This is a genomic window from Hymenobacter psychrophilus (genome assembly GCF_900107135.1).
GTDB classification, from domain to species: domain Bacteria; phylum Bacteroidota; class Bacteroidia; order Cytophagales; family Hymenobacteraceae; genus Hymenobacter; species Hymenobacter psychrophilus.
This window is the reverse complement of record NZ_FNOV01000009.1, coordinates 25795-47504: the sequence shown is the minus strand read 5'-3', so window position 1 is coordinate 47504 and position 21710 is coordinate 25795. Positions and strand designations below refer to the sequence as shown.

Sequence of the window (21710 nt, the reverse complement as noted above, 5' to 3'; positions counted from 1 at the left end):
AGCGGGAAACGGAGTTGGGTAGGGACACTATAAGGCAAAAGAACAAACAGGCACTCAACGCAAGGTTGGCTCTGCATGAGGCTTTGTCCAGTTTCTTCTTTAGAAAAACAAATTAGCTAAATCCGACTACTTCGCAGCCATGCCGGCCGCATATAACGAAAGATACCGCCGGATATTGACTTCGGGCCAGGGCTCGGTGTCATTTTCCAGCCAATCGGCCATTACCTGGGCCAGCCGGGGCGCAAACATCACGCCCTTCGAACCCATACCGTTGAACACGTGCAGCCCCGGACTGTCGGGGTGCGTGCCCAGCAGCGGCTTCCGGTCGCGCACGGCCGGCCGCACCCCGGCCCGCTGGCCCACCACCCGGAAAGGCAGTTTCGTCAGCTCCGACAGGCGCTGGCCGAGTTCCTCGCGGGCCTCGGCCGTAATACCCGCCGCGAAGGGCGGCCAGCGGTAAGTGGCCCCCACCCGTAGCCGCTCATTCCCCAGCGGCACCACGTAGGCGCCCTTGTTGAGGACGGTATCGGCCGGCAGGCCGGGGCACTCCACGGTTAGCACCTCGCCCTGGTTGGGGGTAAGGGGCAGCCAGCTGAAATACGGGTTTTGGATGGTAGCCGCGCCTTCGCAACTGATAACGTGCCGGGCCTGCACCCGACCCGCGTAGCAAAAGCCGCCGGCTGGGTCGGCAACAAGCGCGGCCCAGTCAAAAGTTTCGTGGCGCAGCCAGCCCGCGGCCAGCCCTTCGGCGGTGAGGGCCAGCAGCAGTTCCTCGACTAGCACAAAGCCGCCGCGCTGCACCAGCAGGCCACCAAACTGCGGACTTACGCCCGGCAGCGGCGGCAATTCACCAGCCGAAATATCCTCCACAAAATCCAGCCAGGGCCGGTCGGCGCTGCGGGCCAGTAGCGCGTTCTGCTCCTGCACCGACGAGAAGAACTTGGCAATGGGCAGCGCCTGAAAAAACGACCGCCCCAGCCGCTGCTCCTGGGCGTGGTAGAATTCGGCGGCGGCCGTCAGCAACTCATCGGCCCGCCAGGCCAGCGCGAACCGCTTGCCAGCCACCGGGTTCATCAGGCCGGCCGCCACCCGCGAGGCCGAATCGGGCTGGAGCGTATCGAGCACGAGCACCTTACGGCCCCGCCCGCGCAGTTCGGCCGCCAGCGTGGCCCCGGCAATGCCGTAGCCGATAATCAGGTAGTCAACGTGTAGCATCAGGGGGCAAGGTAGGGTAGGAGAAATTGAGTTGGCGTAATGTTGGGGCGGGGCTGCGCTGCACTGCCCTGCGGTTGCCCCGCCCGCCGGTACATGGCCTGGGGCCGAATCTTTGAACGGCTCGGGGTAGAATCGTTCATGCGGCGGGCGGGGCAACCGCAGGACAGCACAGCGAAGCCCCGCCCCTACGTCGTTCTGTAAACCTCAGCAACTCAAAATCCACTTATCTTGCCCTTTCAAACCTATTATTCCCTGCCATGACCGTTGCCGGCTTCACTTTCAATCCGTTTGCCGAAAACACCTACTTGCTCTCCGACGAAACCGGCGAGGCTGTTATCGTGGACCCCGGCTGCTACGAGCCGGCCGAGCAGCAGGCGCTGCGCCAGTACATTGAGGACCATAACCTGCGGGTAGTGCTGCTGGTGAACACCCACGCCCACATCGACCACGTGCTGGGCAACCAGTTCGTAATCGATACTTATAAGGTGCCCTACCTGCTGCACGAGGCCGATTTGGCTACCCTGCGGGCCGTGCCGAGCTACGCATCCAACTACGGTTTTCCGCGCTACCAGCCCGCCGAGCCCACCGGCCAGCTGCGGGCCGACGAAACGGTGCGCTTTGGTAATACCGAGCTGGAAGTACGCTTTGTGCCCGGCCACGCCCCCGGCCACGTAGTGTTCTACCACCAACCCACCGTCACGGTTATCGGCGGCGATGTGCTGTTTCAGCACAGTATCGGCCGCACCGATTTGCCCGGCGGCGACCACGCCACGCTCATTGCCAGCATCAAAGCCCAGTTGCTGCCCCTGCCTGATGATACGGTAGTGTACCCCGGCCACGGCCCCGCCACCACCATCGGAGAGGAGCGCCGCAACAATCCGTTTCTACACTAGAATATCGATTTACTGTCATTCTTCGCTCCACTCCGGATGACAAACTGATCCAACCTCAAGCCTCTAAGACCCTAGAACGCTAGTGAAAAAATCCATTCCCAACGCCGTTACCTGCCTGAACCTGTTTGCGGGCTGCCTGGCGCTACGTTTCATTTTTGCCGATAACCTCGTGCTGGCGGCCTACTTCGTGGCCCTGGCAGCGCTGTTCGACTTCTTCGATGGGCTGCTGGCCCGGGCCCTGAACGTGTCGTCGCCGATTGGCAAGGACCTGGATTCGCTGGCCGATATGGTGTCGTTTGGGGTGGTGCCGGGCGCGTTTCTGTTCGCGCTGCTGAGCCGGGCCGGGGCCGACCTGCCCGACTGGCTACCTTATGCGGGCTTTATCGTGACGGTGTTTTCGGCCCTGCGGCTGGCCAAGTTCAACAACGACACCCGCCAGTCCGATTCGTTTATCGGCCTGCCAACGCCGGCCTGCACGCTGGTAGTGGCCTCGCTGCCGCTCATTTTGGCCAACGACCACTTCGCCCTCGCCCCTTTCATCCTCAGCCCCAGGCTGCTGCTGGGGCTAACGGTACTGCTGTCGGGGCTGCTGGTGGCCGAACTGCCGCTGTTTGCCCTCAAGTTCAAGACGCTACGCTGGCAGGACAACAAACTGCGGTTCGTATTTTTAGTGCTGGGTGTCGCATTGCTGATTGGCCTGCGGGAGGTGGCCGTGCCGCTCATCGTGCTGCTCTACGTATTGCTGTCGGTGCTCAGCCCGGCCAAGGAAACTGCCGCGGCGGCCTGAGCCGGGGTGGGGCAATCCGGGTTGGGGGGCAGCCTCGTTTAGCAAACCAGACCATTCGCTTTCTTCTTCCGGCCTCGGGCGCAATATTTCGCGGCCGGCGCTGTTATCTTTTGGGCTGAACTGTATTGCCAGCCACCCTGTTGGCGCTCGTAGTTCATTCTCTTGGCTTTTTTGCGTTGTGCGTATGCGTTACTCTACGTTCTGGCTGCTGACTACACTCTTGTTACTGGGAGTTTCGGCTCCGCGGGCCCAGGCCCAGAAGGGCGAGCAGACCTACCAGGGGCGCATTACCTGGACGGGCACCGTACCCGTGGGTCTGAAGGGGCAGAAACGACTGGTGCCCGCGTTTCGGGGTGCGGCCTTCGGGCCCGAGGAGCAGGTTGGAACGCTGCTGGTGCGGCTGCCCGGCACCGTGGCCGCGGGCCAACTGGTCGAAACCCAGTACGAGCCGCTACTGCCCGCCCAGGCCGGCCAACTCGATCTGGCGGCCCTGCCGCCTTCGCCGCTGGTGCAGCTGGTACCCGGCACCGAAGCCCGCCAGCCGGTTACGCTGCTGCGCCTGCAGCCCCTGCGCCGCAACCCCCAAACCGGCCAAGCCGAGCGCCTCGTGCGCTTCGCTTATACCTATAGCAGTGCCAGCAACCGGCCCGGCGCCACCCGTACCTACGCCCGCACCTCGGTACTGAGCCAGGGCGAGTGGTTTAAGATTGGGGTGCCCACCAGCGGCATTTTCAAGCTCGATAAGGCTACGCTCAAAAGCTTCGGGCTGGAGAATTTCGACCCCACCCGGCTGCGGCTGTTTGGTAATGCCATGGGCACGTTGCCCCAACCCAACAGCGCCTACCGCCCCGACGACCTGGTGGAAAACGACATTCAGTTCGTGGGCAATACCAACGCCACCTTCGACAACGACGAGTACTTCCTGTTTTATGCCCGCGGCCCGCACACCTGGAGCCGCGAGGGGTTCAGCACCCGTTTCCGCCACCAGCTCAACCCCTACACCGACACGGCCTACTACTTCCTGACGGTGGGCCCCACCGCCGGCCGGCGCGTAGCCCCGGCCCCGGCCGTGAGTGGCACGCCCGGCGCCCGCATCAGTACCTTCAACGACCGGCAGTTCTACGAGCGCGACCTGCTCAACCTCAAAAAAACGGGCCGGACCTGGGTGGGCGAGGCATTTTCGGGCCGCCCTGAACAGACCTTCACGCTTCCCGTGACCGACCTGGTGCCGGGCTCAACGGCCCTGATTACCTCGGCCGTGGTAGCTGCCTCGACGGCGGCTACGGTGTTTCAGCCCAGCGTGAACGGGCAGGCGCTGGCCGCTCAGGTAGTACCGGGCTTCAGCTGCAGCGGCGGTAGCTACTGCTACCCCGAGGCAGCCAATACCAACCGCAGCGTGCTGCCTTATCAGGTACCGGCCACCTCCCCTACCGAACTCAAAATAACGCTCAGCTACAGCAGCGGCTCCGACCCTGGCGCGCAGGGCTACCTCGATTACCTGGAAGTAAATGCCCGCCGCCAGCTGCGCCTGAACGGGGGCCAGCTGCAATTCCGCAGCCTGGACAACCTGCTGCCCGGCGCCATCAGCCAGTTTGACGTGGCCAACGCGGCCGCCGCCACCATCTGGGACGTGAGCAACCCGCGCCGGCCGGCTGCCGTGGCCGCCGCCAACGGCACCTTTCTGGCCCGCACCGATACCGTGCGCGAGTTCGTGGCCTTTACGGGAGCCGAATTTCCGGCTCCCCGCGGTTTCGGCAAAGTAGCCAGCCAGAACCTGCACGCCCTCAACCTCGACGGCCGGCTGGAGCTGCTGATTGTAGCCCACCCACGCTTTTTGCGGGAGGCCAACAAGCTGGCCGCTCACCGCAGCAGCCACGATGGCCTGAACGTGCAGGTGGTAAACGTGCGGCAGATTTACAACGAGTTCGGCTCCGGCGGCCAGGACGTAACGGCCATTCGTGACCTGATGAAGATGGTGTATGACCGCAACACCAGCGGCCGCCGCCAGTACCTGCTGCTGTTCGGAGACGCCTCCTACGACTACAAGGCTGGCCCTACCAATGACCCCACCAAGCTCCCCGACTGGTGGAGCAGCCGTCAGCCAGCCAACGCCAATCAAACCAATCAGAATTTCGTACCAGTGTACGAATCGGAAGAGAGCTTCGACCTAGTGATGGGCAACCGTCCTAACGGCCAGGGCCTTACCTATTCGTCCGACGACTACTACGGCCTGCTCGACGATTCGGAAGGGGCTTGGCTACCGGGATCCAGCAACGAACTGCTCGACGTAGCCGTGGGCCGTCTGCCGGTCAGCACCGATGAGCAGGCGGCACGTGTTACCCAGAAACTGATCGACTACGACAGCCCCGTGGGCTACGGCAAGTGGCGTAACCGCCTCACGTTCGTCGCCGACGACGGCGACAACAACCTGTTCGTATACTACAGCGAGCAGCTGGCCAACCCGCTCGATACGCTGGCTGCCTCCCGCGGCTACAACACCTATAAGCTGTACCTCGACCTTTTCCCGCAGGTGTCGCTGGCCGCTGGCGAACGGTCGCCGGTTGCCGAAAAGGCCATTGATGAGGCGTTCGAGCAGGGCTCACTGCTAATTAACTACATCGGCCACGGTGGACCCAAGACCCTGGCTCAGGAGCAGATTGTGACTAATGCCTCCATTCTCAGGCTGAAGAACGCGACCCGGCCCACCTTCATGTTCACCGGCACCTGCGACTTCAGCACCTACGACGACCCCAGCCTTACTTCGGCCGGCGAGCAGGCCCTGATTGATGTGCAGGGCGGAGCCATCGGCCTGCTTACCACCACCCGCGTGGTGTATGCCGACCGCAACCAGGCCCTGGCAGTCGAGTTTTTCAAGGACTTCTTCCAGCGCCGGCCCGATGGCACCATGCCCCGCATCGGGGATGTCTGCCAGACGGCCAAAAACATTGCCGTCATCGGCGACAACAACCGCAACTACGCCCTGCTCGGCGACCCCTCGATGCGCCTGGCCTACCCCGAGCAAACGGTAGCCCTGACCGAAATCGACGGCAAGCCGGTAACCGCTTCGATGCCCGACACGCTTAAAGCCCTGCAGCAGGTAACACTGAAGGGCGAAGTAAGAAACAACGGGCAGCTGAACACGGCTTTTGCGGGTACGGCCAACGTGCAGGTATTCGAGAAGAAATCTACCGTGAGCACCCTCGGCAACGAAGTCCAACCAGACGGCTCGGACAAGCCCCAGGCGATACAGCTACGCGAGAACATCCTCTACGATGGCCCGGCCAGCGTGCAGGGCGGCAGGTTCAGCCTGCAGTTCGTAGTACCCAAAGACATCAACTACAGCGTGGGCCTGGGCAAAATCAGCCTGTATGCCGCCGACCCCACCACCCGCACCGACGCTCAGGGCCAGCGCTTGGTGCCCATCGGCGACGTGGCCCCACTCACGGCCCGCGACACGATTGCGCCCCGCATCCGCCTGTTCATGGACAACGAGCAATTTGTGTCGGGCGGCCTGACGGGCATGAGCCCCACGCTGCTGGCCGTGCTGCGCGACGCCAGCGGCATTAACACGGCCGGCACCGGCATCGGCCACGACCTCACGCTCACGCTCGATGGCGACGCCAGCAAGGTGCTGGTGCTCAACTCGTCGTACACGGCTAAAACCGATAGTTTCCAGGTGGGCCGGGTGCAATACCAGCTCAAAGACCTTACGCCCGGCCCCCACGAGCTGCGCCTCAAGGCCTGGGACACCTGGAACAACTCGGCCGAACAGCGCCTGGAGTTCATTGCCGCCTCTACCGATAAGCTCGCGCTTCAGCACGTGCTTAATTACCCCAACCCGTTTGCCCAAAGCACCACCTTCCACTTCGACCACAACCGCAGCGGCCAGGACCTCGATATTCAGGTGCAGATTTTCACGGTCGCCGGGCGGCTGGTACGCACGTTGCAGGGTACGGCGCTGGGCAGTGGCTCGCACGTGGCCGCCCTCAGTTGGGACGGGCGCGATGAGTACCAGGACCAGCTGGCCCGCGGCGTGTACGTGTACCGCGTAACGGTGCGCACCCGCTCGGCCAGCGACACAGGAACTTCCACAGCCTCCAAATACGAAAAGCTGGTGCTGCTCAATTAACTTGCCTTCCCGGTTTTTCTCTACTTTTTCGACTCCGCTTTTCACCCACCCCTATGCCCCTGACCAATTTGTCCCTGCGTTCGGTATTGTTGCCCGGGCTGCTGAGCCTGGCTGCCGCCACTGCGCACGCCCAAGAGCAGCATACCATCACCACGGCCGTGCCCATCCTCACCATCAGCCCCGATTCGCGCTCCTCGGCGCTGGGCGAGGCGGGTGTGGCCATCAGCCCCGATGCCAACGCCGGTTTTTACAACCCCGGTAAGCTCGGCTTTGTACGCTATCAGCATAGTGCTTCGCTCTCCTACACGCCGTGGCTGGCCAGCATTACCAACGATATGGGCCTGGGGTATCTGAGTGGCACCACCAAACTCAGCGACCGAAGCACGCTGTCGGCTAACCTAATGTATTTCGACCTGGGCCAGATCAACTACCGCGACGACCTGGGTAATTCCAAGGGTGATTTCAACCCCAAGGAATACTCCCTGACGGTAGGCTACGGCCAGAAGCTGAGCGACAATTTCGGCGTGGGCCTGAACGTGCGCTACATTCGCTCCAACCTTATCGGCGGTAACAGCGGCATCGACTCCAACCCCGCCAACGCCGTAGCCGTCGATTTAGGCGCGTACTACACTACCGACCTCACCATCGGGCCCGGCGAATACAACCTGTCCTTCGGAGGTGCGGTTTCCAACATCGGCAACAAAATAACCTACACCGACCCCAACAATGCCGATTTCCTGCCTACCAACCTGAAGCTGGGCACGGCCATTACCAAGGAGCTTGACCCCTACAACAAGCTCACATTTACGTTTGATGCCAACAAGCTGCTGGTACCATCGCCCTACTACGAAGAAGGCGCGGCCCCCAACAGCGCGGCGGTAGAGGCCGAAAACCGCAAGCGCCGCGACTACGGCATCGTGAAGGGCATCACCAGCTCGTTCAGCGACGCGCCGGGCGGCTTCAGCGAGGAGCTCAAGGAAATCAACCTTTCAGCTGGCCTCGAATACACCTACAACGACCTGCTGATGGTGCGGGCCGGTTACTTTTACGAAAACCCTACCAAGGGCGACCGGCAGTACCTGAGCTTTGGTGCCGGCGTGCGCTACCAGGTTTTTGGGGTTGATGGCACCTACCTGGTGCCCAACTCGAAGGCCAACCCGCTGTCGCAAACATTGCGGGTGTCGTTACACTTTAACTTCAATGAACTAAGCGAAGCCTTCGGCCCATCCGATAGCCCGGTTAACTAGTTCTGCTATTTCTTTGTAAAGCTGTTATTCCGAGCGAAGCAGGAAATCCGGCGGAACGCCATCGAACGATTTTGTTCGGCGTTTCACCCCGAATTTCCTGCTTCGCTCGGAATGACAGCTTTATAGTCTCCCTAACCTCTTCGATTTGATGCTCGACCGGACTGTCGCTCCTCCTGTTCAGCCGCTGGCACGCGTAACGCTGCCCGCAGCAGACGTATTCCCGCTCCCCAACGGAGCCCGCCTGCACGTGATGCGCAACGATGCCCAACCCGTCATACGTCTGCAGGTCGTCTTTAAGGCCGGCAAATGGTATGATCCTTCGGCTGGCGTATCGCTGCTGGCCGCTCGTCTGCTGCTCGATGGCACCCATACACGCTCGGCCCGCCAGATTGCCGATGAAGTTGCCTTCTTCGGCGCTTCGCTGGATTGTGAGCAGGGTTTCGACCGGGCTACGCTTACGCTTTACTGCCTCAGCCGCCATCTGCCGCAGCTGCTGCCACTGGTAGAGGATGTACTAACGGCACCTAGCTTTCCGGAGACAGAGTTGGCCTTATTGAAAACGCGCACCATCCAGAACGTGCGGGTAGAGCGGCAGAAAACCAGCTACCTGGCCTCCGAAAGCTTCTCGCGCCACCTCTTCGGCCCAGGCTACCCCTACGGCGTCACGTTCGATGAAGCCATTTTTCAGGACATCACTTCCGAACAGGTCCGCCAGTTCTATCAGCAGCACTACAACTTTGCCGAGGCGGAGATATTCCTATGCGGCGACGCCACCGATGAGCATGTGACGCTGGTAACTGAGTTGCTGGGCACTCCGGCCGGAGGCCCCACCGTGGCAGTTGCCACTTCGCCCGCTCCTGCCGTTCTGGCCCCGAGCGATTACGTAACGGTAGACGGAAGCCTGCAGGCCTCCCTACGCATCGGCCGCCTCTGGCCCGCCCTTGAGCATCCGCAGACCCACGCGCTGCAGGTGCTGGTGAAAGTACTGGGTGGGTATTTTGGCTCACGGCTAATGAAGAACATCCGCGAGGACAAGGGCTTTACGTACGGCATTTATTCCAGCGTACAGCCGCGCGAGCACGCCACGAGCTTTGTAATCGGCTCTGATGTTAATGCCGCCAACTCCGCCGCTGCTATCGAGCAAGTCCAACTTGAACTCCGTCGGCTTCAGGAAGAACCGATACCGCTGACCGAGCTGCAAACAGTGAAGAACTACATGAGCGGCAAGTTTGCGAACGAACTCAGCACCGTTTTCGAACAGTGCGACAAATACAAGAACCTGGTATTTTACAATCTACCAACCAGCTACTACTCAGACTTCGTAGCGCAGGTACAGGCCACCGATGCAGTTACGCTGCAGGAATTAGCGCAAGAATACCTCTCTCCTGATGACATGCTAGAAGTAGTATCAGGCCCGAAGCAGTAGCCTTGAGGTGAGCTAATTAATCTGGCCAGAACAGGGTGGTATCTTTCCATCGGTATAAAAGACCCGGCAAAACCTGCCAAGCGCCGCAGTTCGGCTGCCGCGGTTCCGGGCCGGAGCTTACCGATAAATCAGCACCTGAGCGGCTTGGAGGCAGTGCAGGCTATGCATGGCGTTGGCGGGGAAGATTACGTAGTCGCCGGCCACGTAGTGGCGAAGCTGGTCGGCCACAGTGATGTCGAGCTTCCCGCTGAGCACGACCACGAAAACATCGTGGGGGGCATGGTGGGGGGCCATGCCCTGGCCAGCGCCAAACTGCTTATAAATGATGTTGTGTCCCTCCCGACGGAGGAGCACGTGGGTGGCGGCGTCGGTGGGGGAAGGGTGGGCGTGCGCGCCCGCCAGCAGGCTGCCGGAAGTAGCTTCCATGAGGAAAGAAATTGGTTAAAGAATAGAAAGTGGGTTGTTGATACTCCGCAGGCGGGTTTCGAAAACGTGGGTAGTGCTGCCGGCGCGCAGCCACAGCCTCTGAACCACCAGCACGGCGGCCAGCAAACCTAGCGGCAGGGCTAGGTTCGTTGGCACCTTCAGGCGGAAGGCGGCCACGACGGCCAGCATCGCCAGCCCGATTTCAACCTTATTAAGGGTCTGAAACATCAGCCGGCCGATGCCCAGCCCCAGCGGAATGGTAATGCCCGGCGCGGTGAACTGCAGCGGCGCTTCCAGAAAGGAAATGCCCGCCACCAGCCCGGCCCAGAACAACAGCGCCGCCACCAGTAAAAACGACCAGGAATGACGAGAGAACATGGAGGTAGGAGGAAATAATGTGGGGGCGGGGCTTGTCCCCGCCCGCCGTTGAACGATGACGCCTAGTTCCGTACTCACGGCGGGCGGGGACAAGCCCCGCCCCTACACCGTCCAACCAAACAAAGGTGCCAGCCGGGCGCTACGGGTGCGCTGACGCAAATCAAGCCCCGGTATGAGGTTGGTCATTGAGCGGAGGCCAGGGGAGGACGAGCTTTGTAGTTATTGCCCTTGCCCGAAGCCATGCCTGCCGTTCTCGAAGAAGCTACCGCCACTGAAGTTGCCTGCGCCCACTGCGGCGACGCCTGTCCACCCGAGCCGTTGGCGCTTGCCGGGCTGCCCTTCTGCTGCGCCGGCTGCCGCACGGTGTACGAGTTGCTGGCGGCCAACAATCTCTGCACTTACTACAACCTCGACGAGCGCCCCGGCCTCAAAATAAAGGAGGTGGAGCTGCCCGGCCGCTTCGACTACCTCGACTCCGAAACCGTCCAGGCCCAATTGCTGAGCTTCCGCTCGGAGCAGCGCGCCCGTATTACCCTGAGCGTGCCCCAGATGCACTGCACCTCCTGCATCTGGCTGCTGGAGCACCTACCCAGGCTCAATCCCGGCATTGCGGAGGCACGGGTGCAGTTTCTGCGCAAGGAAATCACCATTACCTACCTGACGGCCAGCACCGGGCTCAAGGAAGTGGTGGCCCTGCTGGCCTCGGTGGGCTACGAGCCCCAGATTACGCTGGCCGAGCTGGGCGCCCAGCCCCACCGCGCCAGCCGCACGCTCTACTACCAGCTGGGGCTGGCGGCTTTCGCCTTTGGCAACGTGATGCTGCTGGCTCTGCCCGACTACTTCTCGTTTGTGGAGGATTTGCAGGCTGGATTTGGGGGCTTTTTTGGGCTGCTGAGTCTGGCGCTGGCGCTGCCAGTGCTGCTGTACAGTGCCCGCGACTTCTTTCGCTCGGCCTGGCAGGGGCTGCGCCAGCGCTACATCAACCTCGATTTTCCGATTAGCCTGGGGCTGCTCTCCTTGTTTGGGGTGAGTGCCTGGGAGGCGCTGTCGGGGCAGGGGCCGGGCTATTTCGACTCGTTTACCGGCCTGGTATTTTTCATGCTGATTGGCCGCTGGGTGCAGCAGCACACCTATGACGCGCTACGCTTCGACCGCGACTTTACCTCGTACTTTCCCGTAGCTGTCACCCAACTCACCCCCGAGGGCGACAAGTCCATTTCGGTGCGGGAGCTGCGGATGGGCCACCGGATTCGGGTGCGCCACCAGGAGGTGGTGCCGGCCGATGCGGTGCTGCTACGCGGCGACGGGCAGCTCGACTACTCCTTTGTATCGGGCGAGAGCACGCCGGTGACGCGGGTTTCGGGCGAGCTGGTGTACGCCGGCGGCCGGCAGCTGGGCGAAGCCGTGGAGCTGGAAGTGGTGCGTGAAGTCAGCCAGGGCTACCTGACCCAGCTCTGGAACAACCCGGCCTTCGCCAAGGAAAACCGCCACCAGGGCCTGGAAACCTATGCCAACCGGGTGGGCCGCTATTTCGTGGGTATCACGCTGGCCCTGGCGCTGGGCACGCTGCTCTACTGGGGCCCGCGCGACCAGGCCATGATGTGGCGGGCCTTTGTTTCGGTGCTGATTATTGCCTGCCCCTGCGCCCTTTCGCTGGCCACCCCGTTTGCCCTGGGCGCGGCCGTGCGGGTGCTGGGCCGCCACAAGCTCTACCTGAAAAACTCGGCCGTAATCGAAACCCTGGCCCGCGCCGATACACTGGTGTTCGACAAAACCGGCACCCTTACCGACCCCCACCAGGCGGCGGTGCATTACCACGGCCGCCCGCTAACGCCCGCCGAGCTGAACCTGCTCACGACGGCCGCCGCCCAATCAACCCACCCGCTAAGCCAGCGCCTGGCCCGCGAAGCCGCCGGCCCGGCCCGGCCCCTGCGCCACTGCCACGAAACCCCCGGCCAGGGCCTAGCCGCCACCGCCGAAACCGGCGAAACAGTACGCCTGGGAGCCGCCGGCTTCACAGGAAGTAGCACGAAGCTTCCGCTTGGCGACCCGTTGCCCGAAGCGGCGCCAACGGCTCCTGAAGGCCGCCAAGCGGAAGCTTCGCGCTACTTCGATGCGCCGGAAACCAGGGTGTATGTGGCGTTTGAGGGCGAGCCGGCGGGCTACTACACCTTCCCCAACGTGTACCGCCCGTCCTTACCAAGAGTGCTGGCTGGCCTGGGCGGGCACTACCGGCTGGCGGTACTTTCGGGCGATACGGGCGCCGAAGAGGCCCGCCTGCGCGAGATGCTGGGCCCCGATGCCGCGCTGCACTTCCGCCAGTCGCCGGCCGATAAGCTGGCCTACATTGCCGCCGAGCGCGCCCAAGGCCACACCGTAGTAATGGTGGGCGACGGCCTCAACGACGCCGGAGCCCTGCGCGCCGCCGATGCCGGCCTGGCCCTCACCGATACGCTCACCAACTTCTCGCCCGCCTGCGACGCCATTCTCGACGCGGCCGAGTTCGGCCGGCTGGCTACATTTCTGCGCTTCTCACGGGCCTGCCTGCGAGCCGTGCTCATTACGTTCGGGCTGTCGTTCTGCTACAACGCCTTCGGGCTGGCGCTGGCGGTGCAGGGTCTGTTCACGCCCATCGTGTCCGCCATTCTCATGCCCATCAGCTCGCTGAGCGTGATGCTCGTGGCCACCGTGCTGGTACGCCGGGCAGCGAAGAAATTACAGCTTTGAGCTAAAGAAACGGTGTAGGAGTGAGGCTTGTCCCCGCCCGCCGTTGAACGGCTCGGATTAGAATCGTCTAACGTCGGGCGGGGACAAGCCCCGCCCCTACATCGTTCTTGCAAACCCTTTATCTGCCATGACCATTATCTTCCTGCTCATCGGTATCAGCCTGTTGGTGGCGCTGTTCTTCCTGGGGGCCTTCCTGTGGTCGGTGTGCTCGGGCCAGTACGACGATACCTACACGCCCTCCGTGCGGATGCTGTTCGATGAGGAGGAGCCGCCGCTAGGACCGTAGGTATCGGGCACTTGTGGCACCTCACCCCTAGCCCCCTCTCTTCGGGGAGAAGGGAACTAGCGCTTAGTCCTTTATCTGGCTGTAAATTAATCTTTTATATTTCTAAAAAGCTAAAAATTAGTCCCTGCTCTCCCCAAGGAGAGGGGGCTAGGGGGTGAGGTGTGGCGTAGGAACGTCAGCCTTTCCTGACATAAATCAAGCGGGCAGCTAACCGGCGTCATGCTACCGGGAAAGGGCATAGGGGACCTTTGGGACATTCTCTACTTAGTCAGTCCCCTAAATGCAAGCCGCAACTCCGCTACCGCCGGCCGCGTCCGACTCCGTCCTGGTTCAGCCCGACCAGGCACGGGCCCTGGACACCTTCTTTTACGATAACCGGATTGTCCGCGACTTTGGCGTGGCCACGGTGTTCTGGGGCATTGCCGGGATGCTGGTGGGCATCATGGCTGCGTTCCAGCTGGCCCAACCCGATGTCAACCTGCACACGTCCTTTACCACCTTCGGGCGCATCCGGCCGCTGCACACCAACGCCGTGATTTTCGCCTTCGTGGGCAACGGTATTTTCATGGGCGTTTACTACTCGCTGCAACGCCTGTGCAAAACGCCGATGTACTCCAAAGCCCTGAGTAAAATTCACTTCTGGGGCTGGCAGCTCGTTATTCTGAGCGCGCTCATCTCGCTGCCCATGGGCTTCACCACCAGTAAGGAATACGCCGAGCTGGAGTGGCCCATCGACATCCTGATTACCATTATCTGGGTGGTGTTCGGCTGGAACATGTTCGGCACCATTGCCAAGCGGCGCGAGCGGCACCTGTACGTGGGCATCTGGTTCTACATCGCCACGTTTATAACGGTAGCGGTGCTACACATCGTCAACTCGGCGGCCGTGCCCGTGAGCTTCATGAAAAGCTACTCGGCCTACGCCGGGGTGCAGGATGCGCTGGTGCAGTGGTGGTACGGCCACAACGCGGTGGCTTTCTTCCTGACCACGCCCTACCTGGGCCTGATGTACTACTTCCTGCCCAAGGCCGCCGGCCGGCCGGTGTACTCGTACCGGCTGAGTATCATTCACTTCTGGTCCTTGATTTTCATCTACATCTGGGCCGGACCCCACCACCTGCTCTACACCTCGCTGCCCGACTGGGCGCAAAGCCTGGGCGTGGCCTTCTCCATTATGCTGATTGCGCCCAGCTGGGGCGGCATGATTAACGGCCTGCTGACGCTGCGCGGGGCCTGGGACAAGGTGCGCGAGGAGCCGGTGCTTAAGTTTCTAGTGGTGGCCATTACGGCCTACGGCATGGCCACTTTCGAAGGCCCGATGCTGAGCCTGAAAAACGTAAACGCCATTGCCCACTTTACCGACTGGATTGTAGCGCACGTTCACGTAGGCGCTTTGGGCTGGAACGGTTTCCTGACCTTCGCCATGCTCTACTGGCTGTGGCCGCGCCTCTACCGCACGCCGCTGTACTCGAAGAAGCTGGCTAATGCTCACTTCCTGATTGGCACGCTGGGCATCCTGTTTTATGCCATTCCGATGTACTGGGCCGGCTTTACGCAGGGCCTGATGTGGAAGCAGTTCAACGCCGAGGGGATGCTGCAGTACCCCAACTTCCTCGAAACCGTGCTGCAGCTGGTGCCCATGTATTACCTGCGCGGCATCGGTGGCGTCCTGTACCTGAGCGGCGTGTTCCTGATGGTGTACAACCTGGTGAAGACCGCCAAAGCCGGCTCGCTGCTGGCCGAAGAGAAAGCCACTGCCGCCCCGCTGCTGCCCGCTTCCGAAGACCCGCACATCAACGAAGGCCACTGGCACCGCTGGATTGAGCGGCGGCCTTTCCAGCTAGCCATTTGGGCCACGGTAGCCATTGCCATCGGCGGGGCTGTGGAGATGGTGCCCACCTTCCTCATCAAGAGCAACGTGCCTACCATTGCAGCCGTGAAGCCGTACTCGGCGCTCGAATTGCAGGGCCGAGACCTGTACATCAAGGAAGGCTGCTCGAACTGCCACACCCAGATGGTGCGCCCGTTCCGCTCCGAAACCGAGCGTTACGGCGAGTACAGCAAGGCCGGCGAGTTTGTGTACGACCGGCCCTTCCTGTGGGGCAGCAAGCGCACTGGCCCCGACCTGCACCGCGTCGGCGGCAAATACCCGCACTCGTGGCACTACAACCATATGCTCGACCCCACCAGCATGTCGCCCGGCTCCATTATGCCGCCCTACCCGTGGCTGTTTGATAACGAGACGGACTACGCGGAGCTGCCGGCCAAAATCCGGGTGTTGCAGCAGCTGGGCACGCCCTACCGCGCCGGCTACGACCAGCAGGCCGAGGCCGATGCCCGCCGCCAGGCCGACCAGATTGCGGCCGACCTGAAGAAAGAGGACATCGACGTGAAATCGGACAAGGAGATTGTGGCGCTGATTGCCTACCTGCAACGCCTTGGCACCGACATCAAGGTGAAGCCCGCCGTCGAAACGGCCGGCCAGTAGACCGGACCGGCCCATCGGCCGGGCTGGCGGCCGGAGCCCCCACAAGGTGCGCTTCGGCCCCCGACTCCCGGTTTCCTACTCCCTTAATTATCCGGACTCCCCACCCCCCAGCCCCCCTTCGTCATGCATAAAGAAGTGTTGCGTTCGATTGCCGGCATCGAGATATACCCGCTCATCTCGTTCGGCATATTCTTCCTGTTTTTCCTTGGCCTAATCGTGTACGTGTTCATTGCCAACCGCCAGCACCTGCACGAGATGAGCCAGATGCCCCTGCGCCCCGACGCGGCCGACGCCGCCACCGACGAGGCCGAAGGCGCCGCCCTTTACGACTCCAAGCTATGGTAACCTGCCCGCTTATTACCGCTGCCGGGCCTCGCTGCGCGCTGCTGCTGGCCGCCGGACTATTGGCCACGCTACGCGCCACCGCCCAAACGGCCGCGGCCGCGCCGGCCGCCACGGCCGATGGCCCCAACCCATTGCTATGGCTGCTGCTCGCCGGCATCGGCATTGTGGGCATCATGCTCATCATGACCGTCGGCTCGGCTGCCTCGGCCATGCGCTGGTCGGCCGAACAGGCCGGGACCGAAGCGGCCCCGGCCAGCGCCCCGGCCAGTGCCCCGGCCAGTGCCCCGGCCGTGGTGGTGGCCGCCGAGGCTACTCCGGTAGTGGCCCAGCCGGCTCCGGCCGCTGTGCCCGTTCATTCATTCGAAGTCGAGGAATCTGTTTTATGCTAACGCTCTTTTCGCTCCGCCGGGCGCTACTGCCGGCTGCCCTTCTGGCCCCCACCCTGGCGGCCGTTGCCCAGGATGCCGCGCTGGCCGCCGCTGCCGCTGATGCTGCCGCCGCCGCCCCGACCGCCGCGGCTTCGGGCAGCCATCTGATGCTGTTCTGGTTTCTGCTGGCTACGCTGGCGCTGGTGCTGCTGATATTCGGCCTGCTCTTCGTGCTGATTGTTGTCAAGATGAAGCCCCAGCTGCGCGCCCTCTACAACCTGCCCACGGTGCACGACAGCTGGAGCGGCAAGGCGCTGGGCCTGCTCGTCGGCGACGCTGCCCTGATAACCGGCCAATACAAGGACGAGCTGATGGACCACAATTACGACGGCATCACCGAGTTCGACAACGACCTGCCACCGTGGTGGAAGTACGGCTTCTACTTCACCATCGTGTTTGCCGTTGGCTACATGGTGTTCTACCACGTCACCGATACCGGCGACCTGCAGCTGGCTGAGTACGAAACCGAGATGCAGCAGGCCGCCCTACTGGTTTCGGCCGACGACAGCGACCCCAACAAGCTCACCACCTACACGGCCCTCACCGCGGGCCCCGACCTGGACGCCGGTAAGGCCCTGTTCGCCACCAACTGCGCCGCCTGCCACGGCACCGAAGGCGAAGGCAAAGTAGGCCCCAACCTCACCGACGACTACTGGCTGCACGGCGGCGAAATCAACCACGTGTATAAAACCATCAAGTTCGGCGTAACCAGCAAAGGCATGGTGGCCTGGAAGGGCAAGCTCTCGGGCAAGCAGATTCTGCAGGTGGCTTCCTACATCGGGTCGTTGCACGGCACCAACCCAGCCAACCCCAAGGAGCTCCAGGGCGAGAAGGAAGCGCCGGCGGGCCAGCCTATTGCCGCTAAGTAGGGCGAAAATAACGGATTACGAGAACCGTCATGCTGAGCAGAACAGTCGTGTTGCGTGCCATTCCTCTTATGCCCCTTACCCATTCTCCTCATGCCCACCGCCCCCTATCAGCCCAACGACTCGTTTCGCGACACCATCTCGACGGTGGATGCCGAGGGCAAGCGCGTGTGGCTGTACCCCAAGAAGCCCAGCGGCCGCCTCTACGAGGCCCGCAAGTGGATTAGCTACGGGCTGCTGGCGTTGCTGTTTGCCGGCCCCTGGCTGCGCATTAAGGGCTTGCCGGTGCTCATGCTCAACTTCCCGGCCCGGAAGTTCATCATCTTCGGACAGATCTTCTGGCCCCAGGATTTCTTCATCCTGCTGCTAGCGGCCATGTCCTTTATCCTGTTTATTTACCTGTTCACCATCGTGTACGGGCGGGTGTTCTGCGGCTGGGTCTGCCCCCAGACCATCTTCATGGAGATGGTATTCCGGCGCATCGAGTACTGGATTGAGGGCGACGCGCCCCAGCAGAAAGCCCTCGACCACCGCGCGCTGGACTGGGACAAGCTATGGCGCAAAACGGCCAAGCACGTCATCTTCCTGGTGCTGTCGTTTCTGATTGCCAACACCTTCCTGGCCTACATCATCGGTACCGAGGCGCTGGTGAAGATTGTCACCGACCCGCTGAACGCGCACTTGGGCGGCCTGTCGTCGATGGTGCTGTTTACCGGGGTTTTCTACGCGGTATTTGCCCGGTTCCGCGAGCAGGTCTGCACCATTGCCTGCCCCTATGGCCGCCTGCAGGGCGTTTTGCTGGATAAGGATAGCCTGGTGGTGGCCTACGATTACCAGCGCGGCGAGCCCCGCGAGAAGCTGCGCAAAAACCAGGACCGCACCGCCGGCGACTGCATCGACTGCCACCAGTGCGTGCAGGTGTGCCCCACCGGCATCGACATCCGCAACGGTGCCCAGCAGCTCGAATGCACCAACTGCACCGCCTGCATCGACGCCTGCAACAACATTATGGAGCTGGTGAATCTGCCGCCCAACCTCATCCGCCACGCCTCGGAAAACGACATTACCCGGGGCAGCAAGTTCCGCCTCACGGGCCGCATGAAGGCGCTTTCGGGCATGCTGGGCGTGTTGATGCTGGTGCTGGGCGTCCTGCTGTTGTCGCGCTCCAACGTGGCCGCCACCGTACTGCGCACGCCGGGCCAGCGCTACCAAAAAACCGAGCAGGGCACCATCCGCAACCTCTACAACATCTCCGTCATCAACAAAACCAACCAGCCCTACCCCATTTCGCTGCGGGTGCTGGAACCGGCCGGTGGCACGCTCACGGTGGTGGGCGCCCCCGAAACCGGCCTGCACCTGCCCGCCCAGGGCTTCACCGAAAGCGTGTTTTTCGTGGAGCTACCCCGCGCTGCCCTGCACGAAACCAACCAGGCCCTACGCATCGGCATCTACAGCGGCAACGAGCTCATCGCCGAAACCAGCACCAAGTTTTTAGGGCCGGTGCTTCACTAAAGGAGCTAGAATCAGAAAGCCTATTCAGTAGGGCCTGTTTCTACTTCCATTTCGGTTCGTGTTTCACGCGCATTACTCCATTCGATTCTAGCTTCTAACTCCCAGCTTCTCCAATGACCCCGCCCAAAACCTCCTACTGGCCTTACTACATCATTGCCACGTTTGTGCTGTTTGCCGGCTACATCGGCTATATGGTGCAGCAGGCCATGCGCACGAGCGTAGATTTGGTGAGTGCCGACTATTACCAGCAGGAGCTGCGCCACGGCCAGCGTATGGAGGCCGTGGCCCGCGCCAACGCCCTGCCCGCCCCGGTGCAGGTAGCGCTGGACGCGGCCACCCACCGCCTCACGCTGGAGCTGCCCGCTTCTTTGCGCGGCCAGAACGTGCAAGGCACGCTGCAGTTCTTCCGCCCCTCCAACCAGCAGCTCGATTTCACGCTGCCCTTCCAGCCTACCGGCGAGCCGGCCCGCCAGCAGCTCAACACCGGCCGCCTGGCGCCCGGCCTATGGCGTTTGCGGATCGAATTCACCGCCAACAACCAGCCCTATTTCCTGGAAGAAGTGCTGTCGATTGAGGAATAGGGCTACTTGGCCGAAAGAACGGTCATGCTTCATCTGGCGTCCGCGCAGTTGAAGTATCTCTACCGCTCTGCTAATCCTGACGACCGCAACGAAGCAGTAGAGATGCTTCGGCAAGCTCAGCATGACATCCCCATCACTATCTCCCCCATTACTTCACCACCTCACCGCATGCTCTGGGCCGGTTTTTTATTCGGGTTAATTGGCAGCTTCCACTGCGTGGGCATGTGCGGAGCCATTGCGCTGGCGTTGCCCGGCGCGGGGCAGCCGCGTGGGCGCTACGTGCTGGGGCGGGTGCTCTACAACCTGGGTCGCGTGACTACCTATGCTACCCTGGGGGCGGTGGCCGGGGGGCTGGGGCAGGGCCTGCAACTGGCCGGCTGGCAGCAAAGCCTGTCGCTGCTTTCGGGCCTGCTGATTCTGGTTTTGGTTGCCACCCCCGAGCGCTACCTGGGCCGCACTGCCGGGGCGCTGGGCCTCGCGCCAGTGCTGGCTCAGGTGAAAAACCGGCTGGCTTATTTCTACCAGCAGCCCACGCTCGGCGCGCTTTACACTACCGGTGTGCTCAACGGTCTGCTGCCTTGCGGCTTGGTATACCTGGCGCTGGCTGGCGCCCTCAGTGCCCCCGGTATGGCGGGCGGTGCCGCCTATATGGCCCTGTTCGGGCTGGGCACGCTGCCGCTGATGCTGGCCCTCTCGCTTACCGGGCAACTCGTGCCGCTGGTGTGGCGCGGGCGGCTGCGGCGGGCCGTGCCGGTGCTGGCGCTGGGGCTGGCTGCCCTGTTTGTCCTGCGCGGCCTGGGCTTGGGCGTTCCTTACCTGAGCCCGCAACTACCCGCCACCACGGTCACGACCGGACGGCCTGCCACCACCGTCACGCTCTGCCACTGAGGCAGCTCCGGCAACCTCGTAACGCAACATTTTCACAAGTATTCAACCTCACTTTTCACTAACAGCCTTCTTGTCAGGCTCCTCCTCTTTTGAAGAGATAGGGCCGGAGGTGAGGTCCACTCAGAACGAAGCCATTCTCCAATCAACCTCTCTCCATGAAAACTCTGCTCGTTTCGCTCGACCATACGGCCGCCACCGAACACACCCTTGCCTACGCTAACAAGCTGGCCGTGCGCTGGCCGGCCGAAATCGTGCTGCTCTACTGCCACCCCGCCCCCACCGCGCCGCTGCCCGACGCGGCCACGGCCGCCGGGCTGGCGGCCGAAGAGCAGCGCCTGCGCGGCCTGGTGGAGCGCCTGCGCTACCAGCAGCTCACCCGCCAGGACGGCCGCCGCATCCGCTACAGCTACCGCGTGCTCAGCGGCTGCCTCCACGACCACGCCCGCGCCGAAGCCGCCCGCTGCGGGGCCGATATGCTGGTGATGGGCTTGGAACATGTGGACTGCGGCCGCGAAGAAGCCCCTGGCAACCACGCCGCCGCCATCCGCGCGCTGGTTAATTGCCCGCTGCTGCTGGTGCCGCCGGGCCGCCGCCCACTGCCCAATCGGCTGGTATTCTCGGCCGATTTCAGTACGCTACCGCTGGCCGTGCTGCCCCGCGCTTCGGCCCTGGCCGGGGCCTTCCCGGCCCCGATGGAGCTGGTGCAGTTCTACGCGCCCCAAGAGCGGAGCCGCCGCCGGGCTTTGAAGCTGGCCCTGGCCCGCGCTACCGCCCAGCTTACCTGGCCCAACGTAACAGGCCATTTGCTCGAAGATGATGCCCCGCTGGAAGGAACCAGCGACTTCTGCGCCCGCATGCAGGCGCAATTGCTGCTCATCGCGCCCGCTAGCCAGGCCGAGCTACTGCGCTACTTCGACGGATGCTACACGGCCACCCGCGCCTACCACACCCGCATTCCGGTGCTTGTACTACCCACCGCCGCGCCCGCCGCGCCGCGCCCCTGCTGCGACCAGTGCGCCGCACGTGCCGCCCCCACCCCCCGCACCCTGGCTGCAATCGAAGAACTGACCGCCCAATCGTAGCGCAGC

The 21710-nt window shown here is 62.6% G+C and carries 18 protein-coding genes; 15 read left to right on the top strand and 3 right to left on the bottom strand.

The window, feature by feature from the left end:
- Positions 1-126 precede the first annotated feature (126 nt).
- Positions 127-1215: an NAD(P)/FAD-dependent oxidoreductase gene (locus BLW21_RS14140; RefSeq protein WP_092741142.1), complete on the bottom strand. Its 1089-nt coding sequence runs from the start codon at positions 1213-1215 to the stop codon at positions 127-129.
- A gap of 257 nt (positions 1216-1472) precedes the next feature.
- On the opposite strand from BLW21_RS14140, the gene BLW21_RS14135 reads away from it, so the two are divergent.
- From BLW21_RS14135 to BLW21_RS14115, 5 genes are all read left to right on the top strand, one after another.
- The gene (locus BLW21_RS14135) at positions 1473-2108 is read left to right on the top strand and encodes an MBL fold metallo-hydrolase (RefSeq protein WP_092741140.1); all 636 of its coding nucleotides are present in this window, start codon (positions 1473-1475) and stop codon (positions 2106-2108) included.
- Positions 2109-2190: 82 nt separating this feature from the next.
- Positions 2191-2895, top strand: coding sequence for a CDP-alcohol phosphatidyltransferase family protein (locus BLW21_RS14130; RefSeq protein WP_092741138.1), 705 nt, complete (start codon positions 2191-2193; stop codon positions 2893-2895).
- Positions 2896-3079: 184 nt separating this feature from the next.
- On the top strand, positions 3080-7024 hold the full coding sequence (gene porU / locus BLW21_RS14125) for a type IX secretion system sortase PorU (protein WP_092741136.1): 3945 nt from the start codon (positions 3080-3082) through the stop codon (positions 7022-7024).
- A gap of 53 nt (positions 7025-7077) precedes the next feature.
- On the top strand, positions 7078-8271 hold the full coding sequence (gene porV / locus BLW21_RS14120; RefSeq protein WP_092741134.1) for a type IX secretion system outer membrane channel protein PorV: 1194 nt from the start codon (positions 7078-7080) through the stop codon (positions 8269-8271).
- 148 nt (positions 8272-8419) lie between these two features.
- On the top strand, positions 8420-9697 hold the full coding sequence (locus BLW21_RS14115; protein ID WP_092741132.1) for a M16 family metallopeptidase: 1278 nt from the start codon (positions 8420-8422) through the stop codon (positions 9695-9697).
- 117 nt (positions 9698-9814) lie between these two features.
- Here the strand turns inward: BLW21_RS14115 and BLW21_RS14110 are convergent, their stop codons facing one another.
- Positions 9815-10123 carry a cupin domain-containing protein gene (locus BLW21_RS14110; protein ID WP_092741130.1) on the bottom strand — a complete coding sequence of 103 codons (309 nt, stop codon included), beginning with the start codon at positions 10121-10123 and terminating at the stop codon, positions 9815-9817.
- A gap of 15 nt (positions 10124-10138) precedes the next feature.
- Positions 10139-10501 (bottom strand): hypothetical protein, encoded by a 363-nt coding sequence (locus BLW21_RS21565; protein WP_175470976.1) that lies wholly within the window; start codon positions 10499-10501, stop codon positions 10139-10141.
- A gap of 240 nt (positions 10502-10741) precedes the next feature.
- Between BLW21_RS21565 and BLW21_RS14100 the strand changes: the two genes are divergently transcribed.
- The 10 genes from BLW21_RS14100 (at position 10742) to BLW21_RS14055 (ending at position 21704) form a co-directional block, all read left to right on the top strand.
- Entirely contained in the window at positions 10742-13228 is a 2487-nt protein-coding gene (locus BLW21_RS14100; protein WP_092741475.1) for a heavy metal translocating P-type ATPase, read from the top strand.
- A 127-nt stretch (positions 13229-13355) separates the two neighbouring features.
- Positions 13356-13514 (top strand): cbb3-type cytochrome oxidase assembly protein CcoS, encoded by a 159-nt coding sequence (gene ccoS, locus BLW21_RS14095; protein ID WP_092741128.1) that lies wholly within the window; start codon positions 13356-13358, stop codon positions 13512-13514.
- 280 nt (positions 13515-13794) lie between these two features.
- The gene (gene ccoN / locus BLW21_RS14090; protein ID WP_245711904.1) at positions 13795-16002 is read left to right on the top strand and encodes a cytochrome-c oxidase, cbb3-type subunit I; all 2208 of its coding nucleotides are present in this window, start codon (positions 13795-13797) and stop codon (positions 16000-16002) included.
- A 123-nt stretch (positions 16003-16125) separates the two neighbouring features.
- On the top strand, positions 16126-16347 hold the full coding sequence (locus BLW21_RS14085; RefSeq protein WP_092741126.1) for a hypothetical protein: 222 nt from the start codon (positions 16126-16128) through the stop codon (positions 16345-16347).
- The gene (locus tag BLW21_RS21865) at positions 16341-16736 is read left to right on the top strand and encodes a hypothetical protein (RefSeq protein WP_092741124.1); all 396 of its coding nucleotides are present in this window, start codon (positions 16341-16343) and stop codon (positions 16734-16736) included. Before BLW21_RS14085 ends, BLW21_RS21865 begins: the two co-directional genes overlap by 7 nt.
- Positions 16730-17644 carry a cbb3-type cytochrome c oxidase N-terminal domain-containing protein gene (locus BLW21_RS14075; protein WP_175470975.1) on the top strand — a complete coding sequence of 305 codons (915 nt, stop codon included), beginning with the start codon at positions 16730-16732 and terminating at the stop codon, positions 17642-17644. The genes BLW21_RS21865 and BLW21_RS14075 overlap by 7 nt, the downstream gene beginning before the upstream one ends.
- A gap of 90 nt (positions 17645-17734) precedes the next feature.
- Positions 17735-19153, top strand: coding sequence for a cytochrome c oxidase accessory protein CcoG (ccoG, locus tag BLW21_RS14070; protein ID WP_092741122.1), 1419 nt, complete (start codon positions 17735-17737; stop codon positions 19151-19153).
- A gap of 113 nt (positions 19154-19266) precedes the next feature.
- Positions 19267-19734, top strand: a complete 468-nt coding sequence (locus BLW21_RS14065) for a FixH family protein (RefSeq protein ID WP_092741120.1) — start codon at positions 19267-19269, stop codon at positions 19732-19734.
- A gap of 168 nt (positions 19735-19902) precedes the next feature.
- Positions 19903-20622: a sulfite exporter TauE/SafE family protein gene (locus tag BLW21_RS14060; RefSeq protein WP_092741118.1), complete on the top strand. Its 720-nt coding sequence runs from the start codon at positions 19903-19905 to the stop codon at positions 20620-20622.
- Positions 20623-20777: 155 nt separating this feature from the next.
- Positions 20778-21704, top strand: coding sequence for a universal stress protein (locus BLW21_RS14055; RefSeq protein WP_092741116.1), 927 nt, complete (start codon positions 20778-20780; stop codon positions 21702-21704).
- The last annotated feature ends 6 nt before the right edge of the window (positions 21705-21710 follow it).

What these genes read in the sequence shown, in the direction of transcription:
- BLW21_RS14060 (WP_092741118.1), top strand. Translation starts at nt 19,903, where the DNA reads ATGCTCTGGGCCGGTTTTTTATTCGGGTTAATTGGCAGCTTCCACTGC.
- BLW21_RS14140 (WP_092741142.1), bottom strand. Translation starts at nt 1,215, where the DNA reads ATGCTACACGTTGACTACCTGATTATCGGCTACGGCATTGCCGGGGCC.
- porU (WP_092741136.1), top strand. Translation starts at nt 3,080, where the DNA reads ATGCGTTACTCTACGTTCTGGCTGCTGACTACACTCTTGTTACTGGGA.
- ccoS (WP_092741128.1), top strand. Translation starts at nt 13,356, where the DNA reads ATGACCATTATCTTCCTGCTCATCGGTATCAGCCTGTTGGTGGCGCTG.
- ccoN (WP_245711904.1), top strand. Translation starts at nt 13,795, where the DNA reads ATGCAAGCCGCAACTCCGCTACCGCCGGCCGCGTCCGACTCCGTCCTG.
- ccoG (WP_092741122.1), top strand. Translation starts at nt 17,735, where the DNA reads ATGCCCACCGCCCCCTATCAGCCCAACGACTCGTTTCGCGACACCATC.
- BLW21_RS14065 (WP_092741120.1), top strand. Translation starts at nt 19,267, where the DNA reads ATGACCCCGCCCAAAACCTCCTACTGGCCTTACTACATCATTGCCACG.
- BLW21_RS21565 (WP_175470976.1), bottom strand. Translation starts at nt 10,501, where the DNA reads ATGTTCTCTCGTCATTCCTGGTCGTTTTTACTGGTGGCGGCGCTGTTG.
- BLW21_RS14100 (WP_092741475.1), top strand. Translation starts at nt 10,742, where the DNA reads ATGCCTGCCGTTCTCGAAGAAGCTACCGCCACTGAAGTTGCCTGCGCC.
- BLW21_RS14085 (WP_092741126.1), top strand. Translation starts at nt 16,126, where the DNA reads ATGCATAAAGAAGTGTTGCGTTCGATTGCCGGCATCGAGATATACCCG.
- BLW21_RS14110 (WP_092741130.1), bottom strand. Translation starts at nt 10,123, where the DNA reads ATGGAAGCTACTTCCGGCAGCCTGCTGGCGGGCGCGCACGCCCACCCT.
- BLW21_RS14055 (WP_092741116.1), top strand. Translation starts at nt 20,778, where the DNA reads ATGAAAACTCTGCTCGTTTCGCTCGACCATACGGCCGCCACCGAACAC.
- BLW21_RS14135 (WP_092741140.1), top strand. Translation starts at nt 1,473, where the DNA reads ATGACCGTTGCCGGCTTCACTTTCAATCCGTTTGCCGAAAACACCTAC.
- BLW21_RS14115 (WP_092741132.1), top strand. Translation starts at nt 8,420, where the DNA reads ATGCTCGACCGGACTGTCGCTCCTCCTGTTCAGCCGCTGGCACGCGTA.
- BLW21_RS21865 (WP_092741124.1), top strand. Translation starts at nt 16,341, where the DNA reads ATGGTAACCTGCCCGCTTATTACCGCTGCCGGGCCTCGCTGCGCGCTG.
- BLW21_RS14075 (WP_175470975.1), top strand. Translation starts at nt 16,730, where the DNA reads ATGCTAACGCTCTTTTCGCTCCGCCGGGCGCTACTGCCGGCTGCCCTT.
- porV (WP_092741134.1), top strand. Translation starts at nt 7,078, where the DNA reads ATGCCCCTGACCAATTTGTCCCTGCGTTCGGTATTGTTGCCCGGGCTG.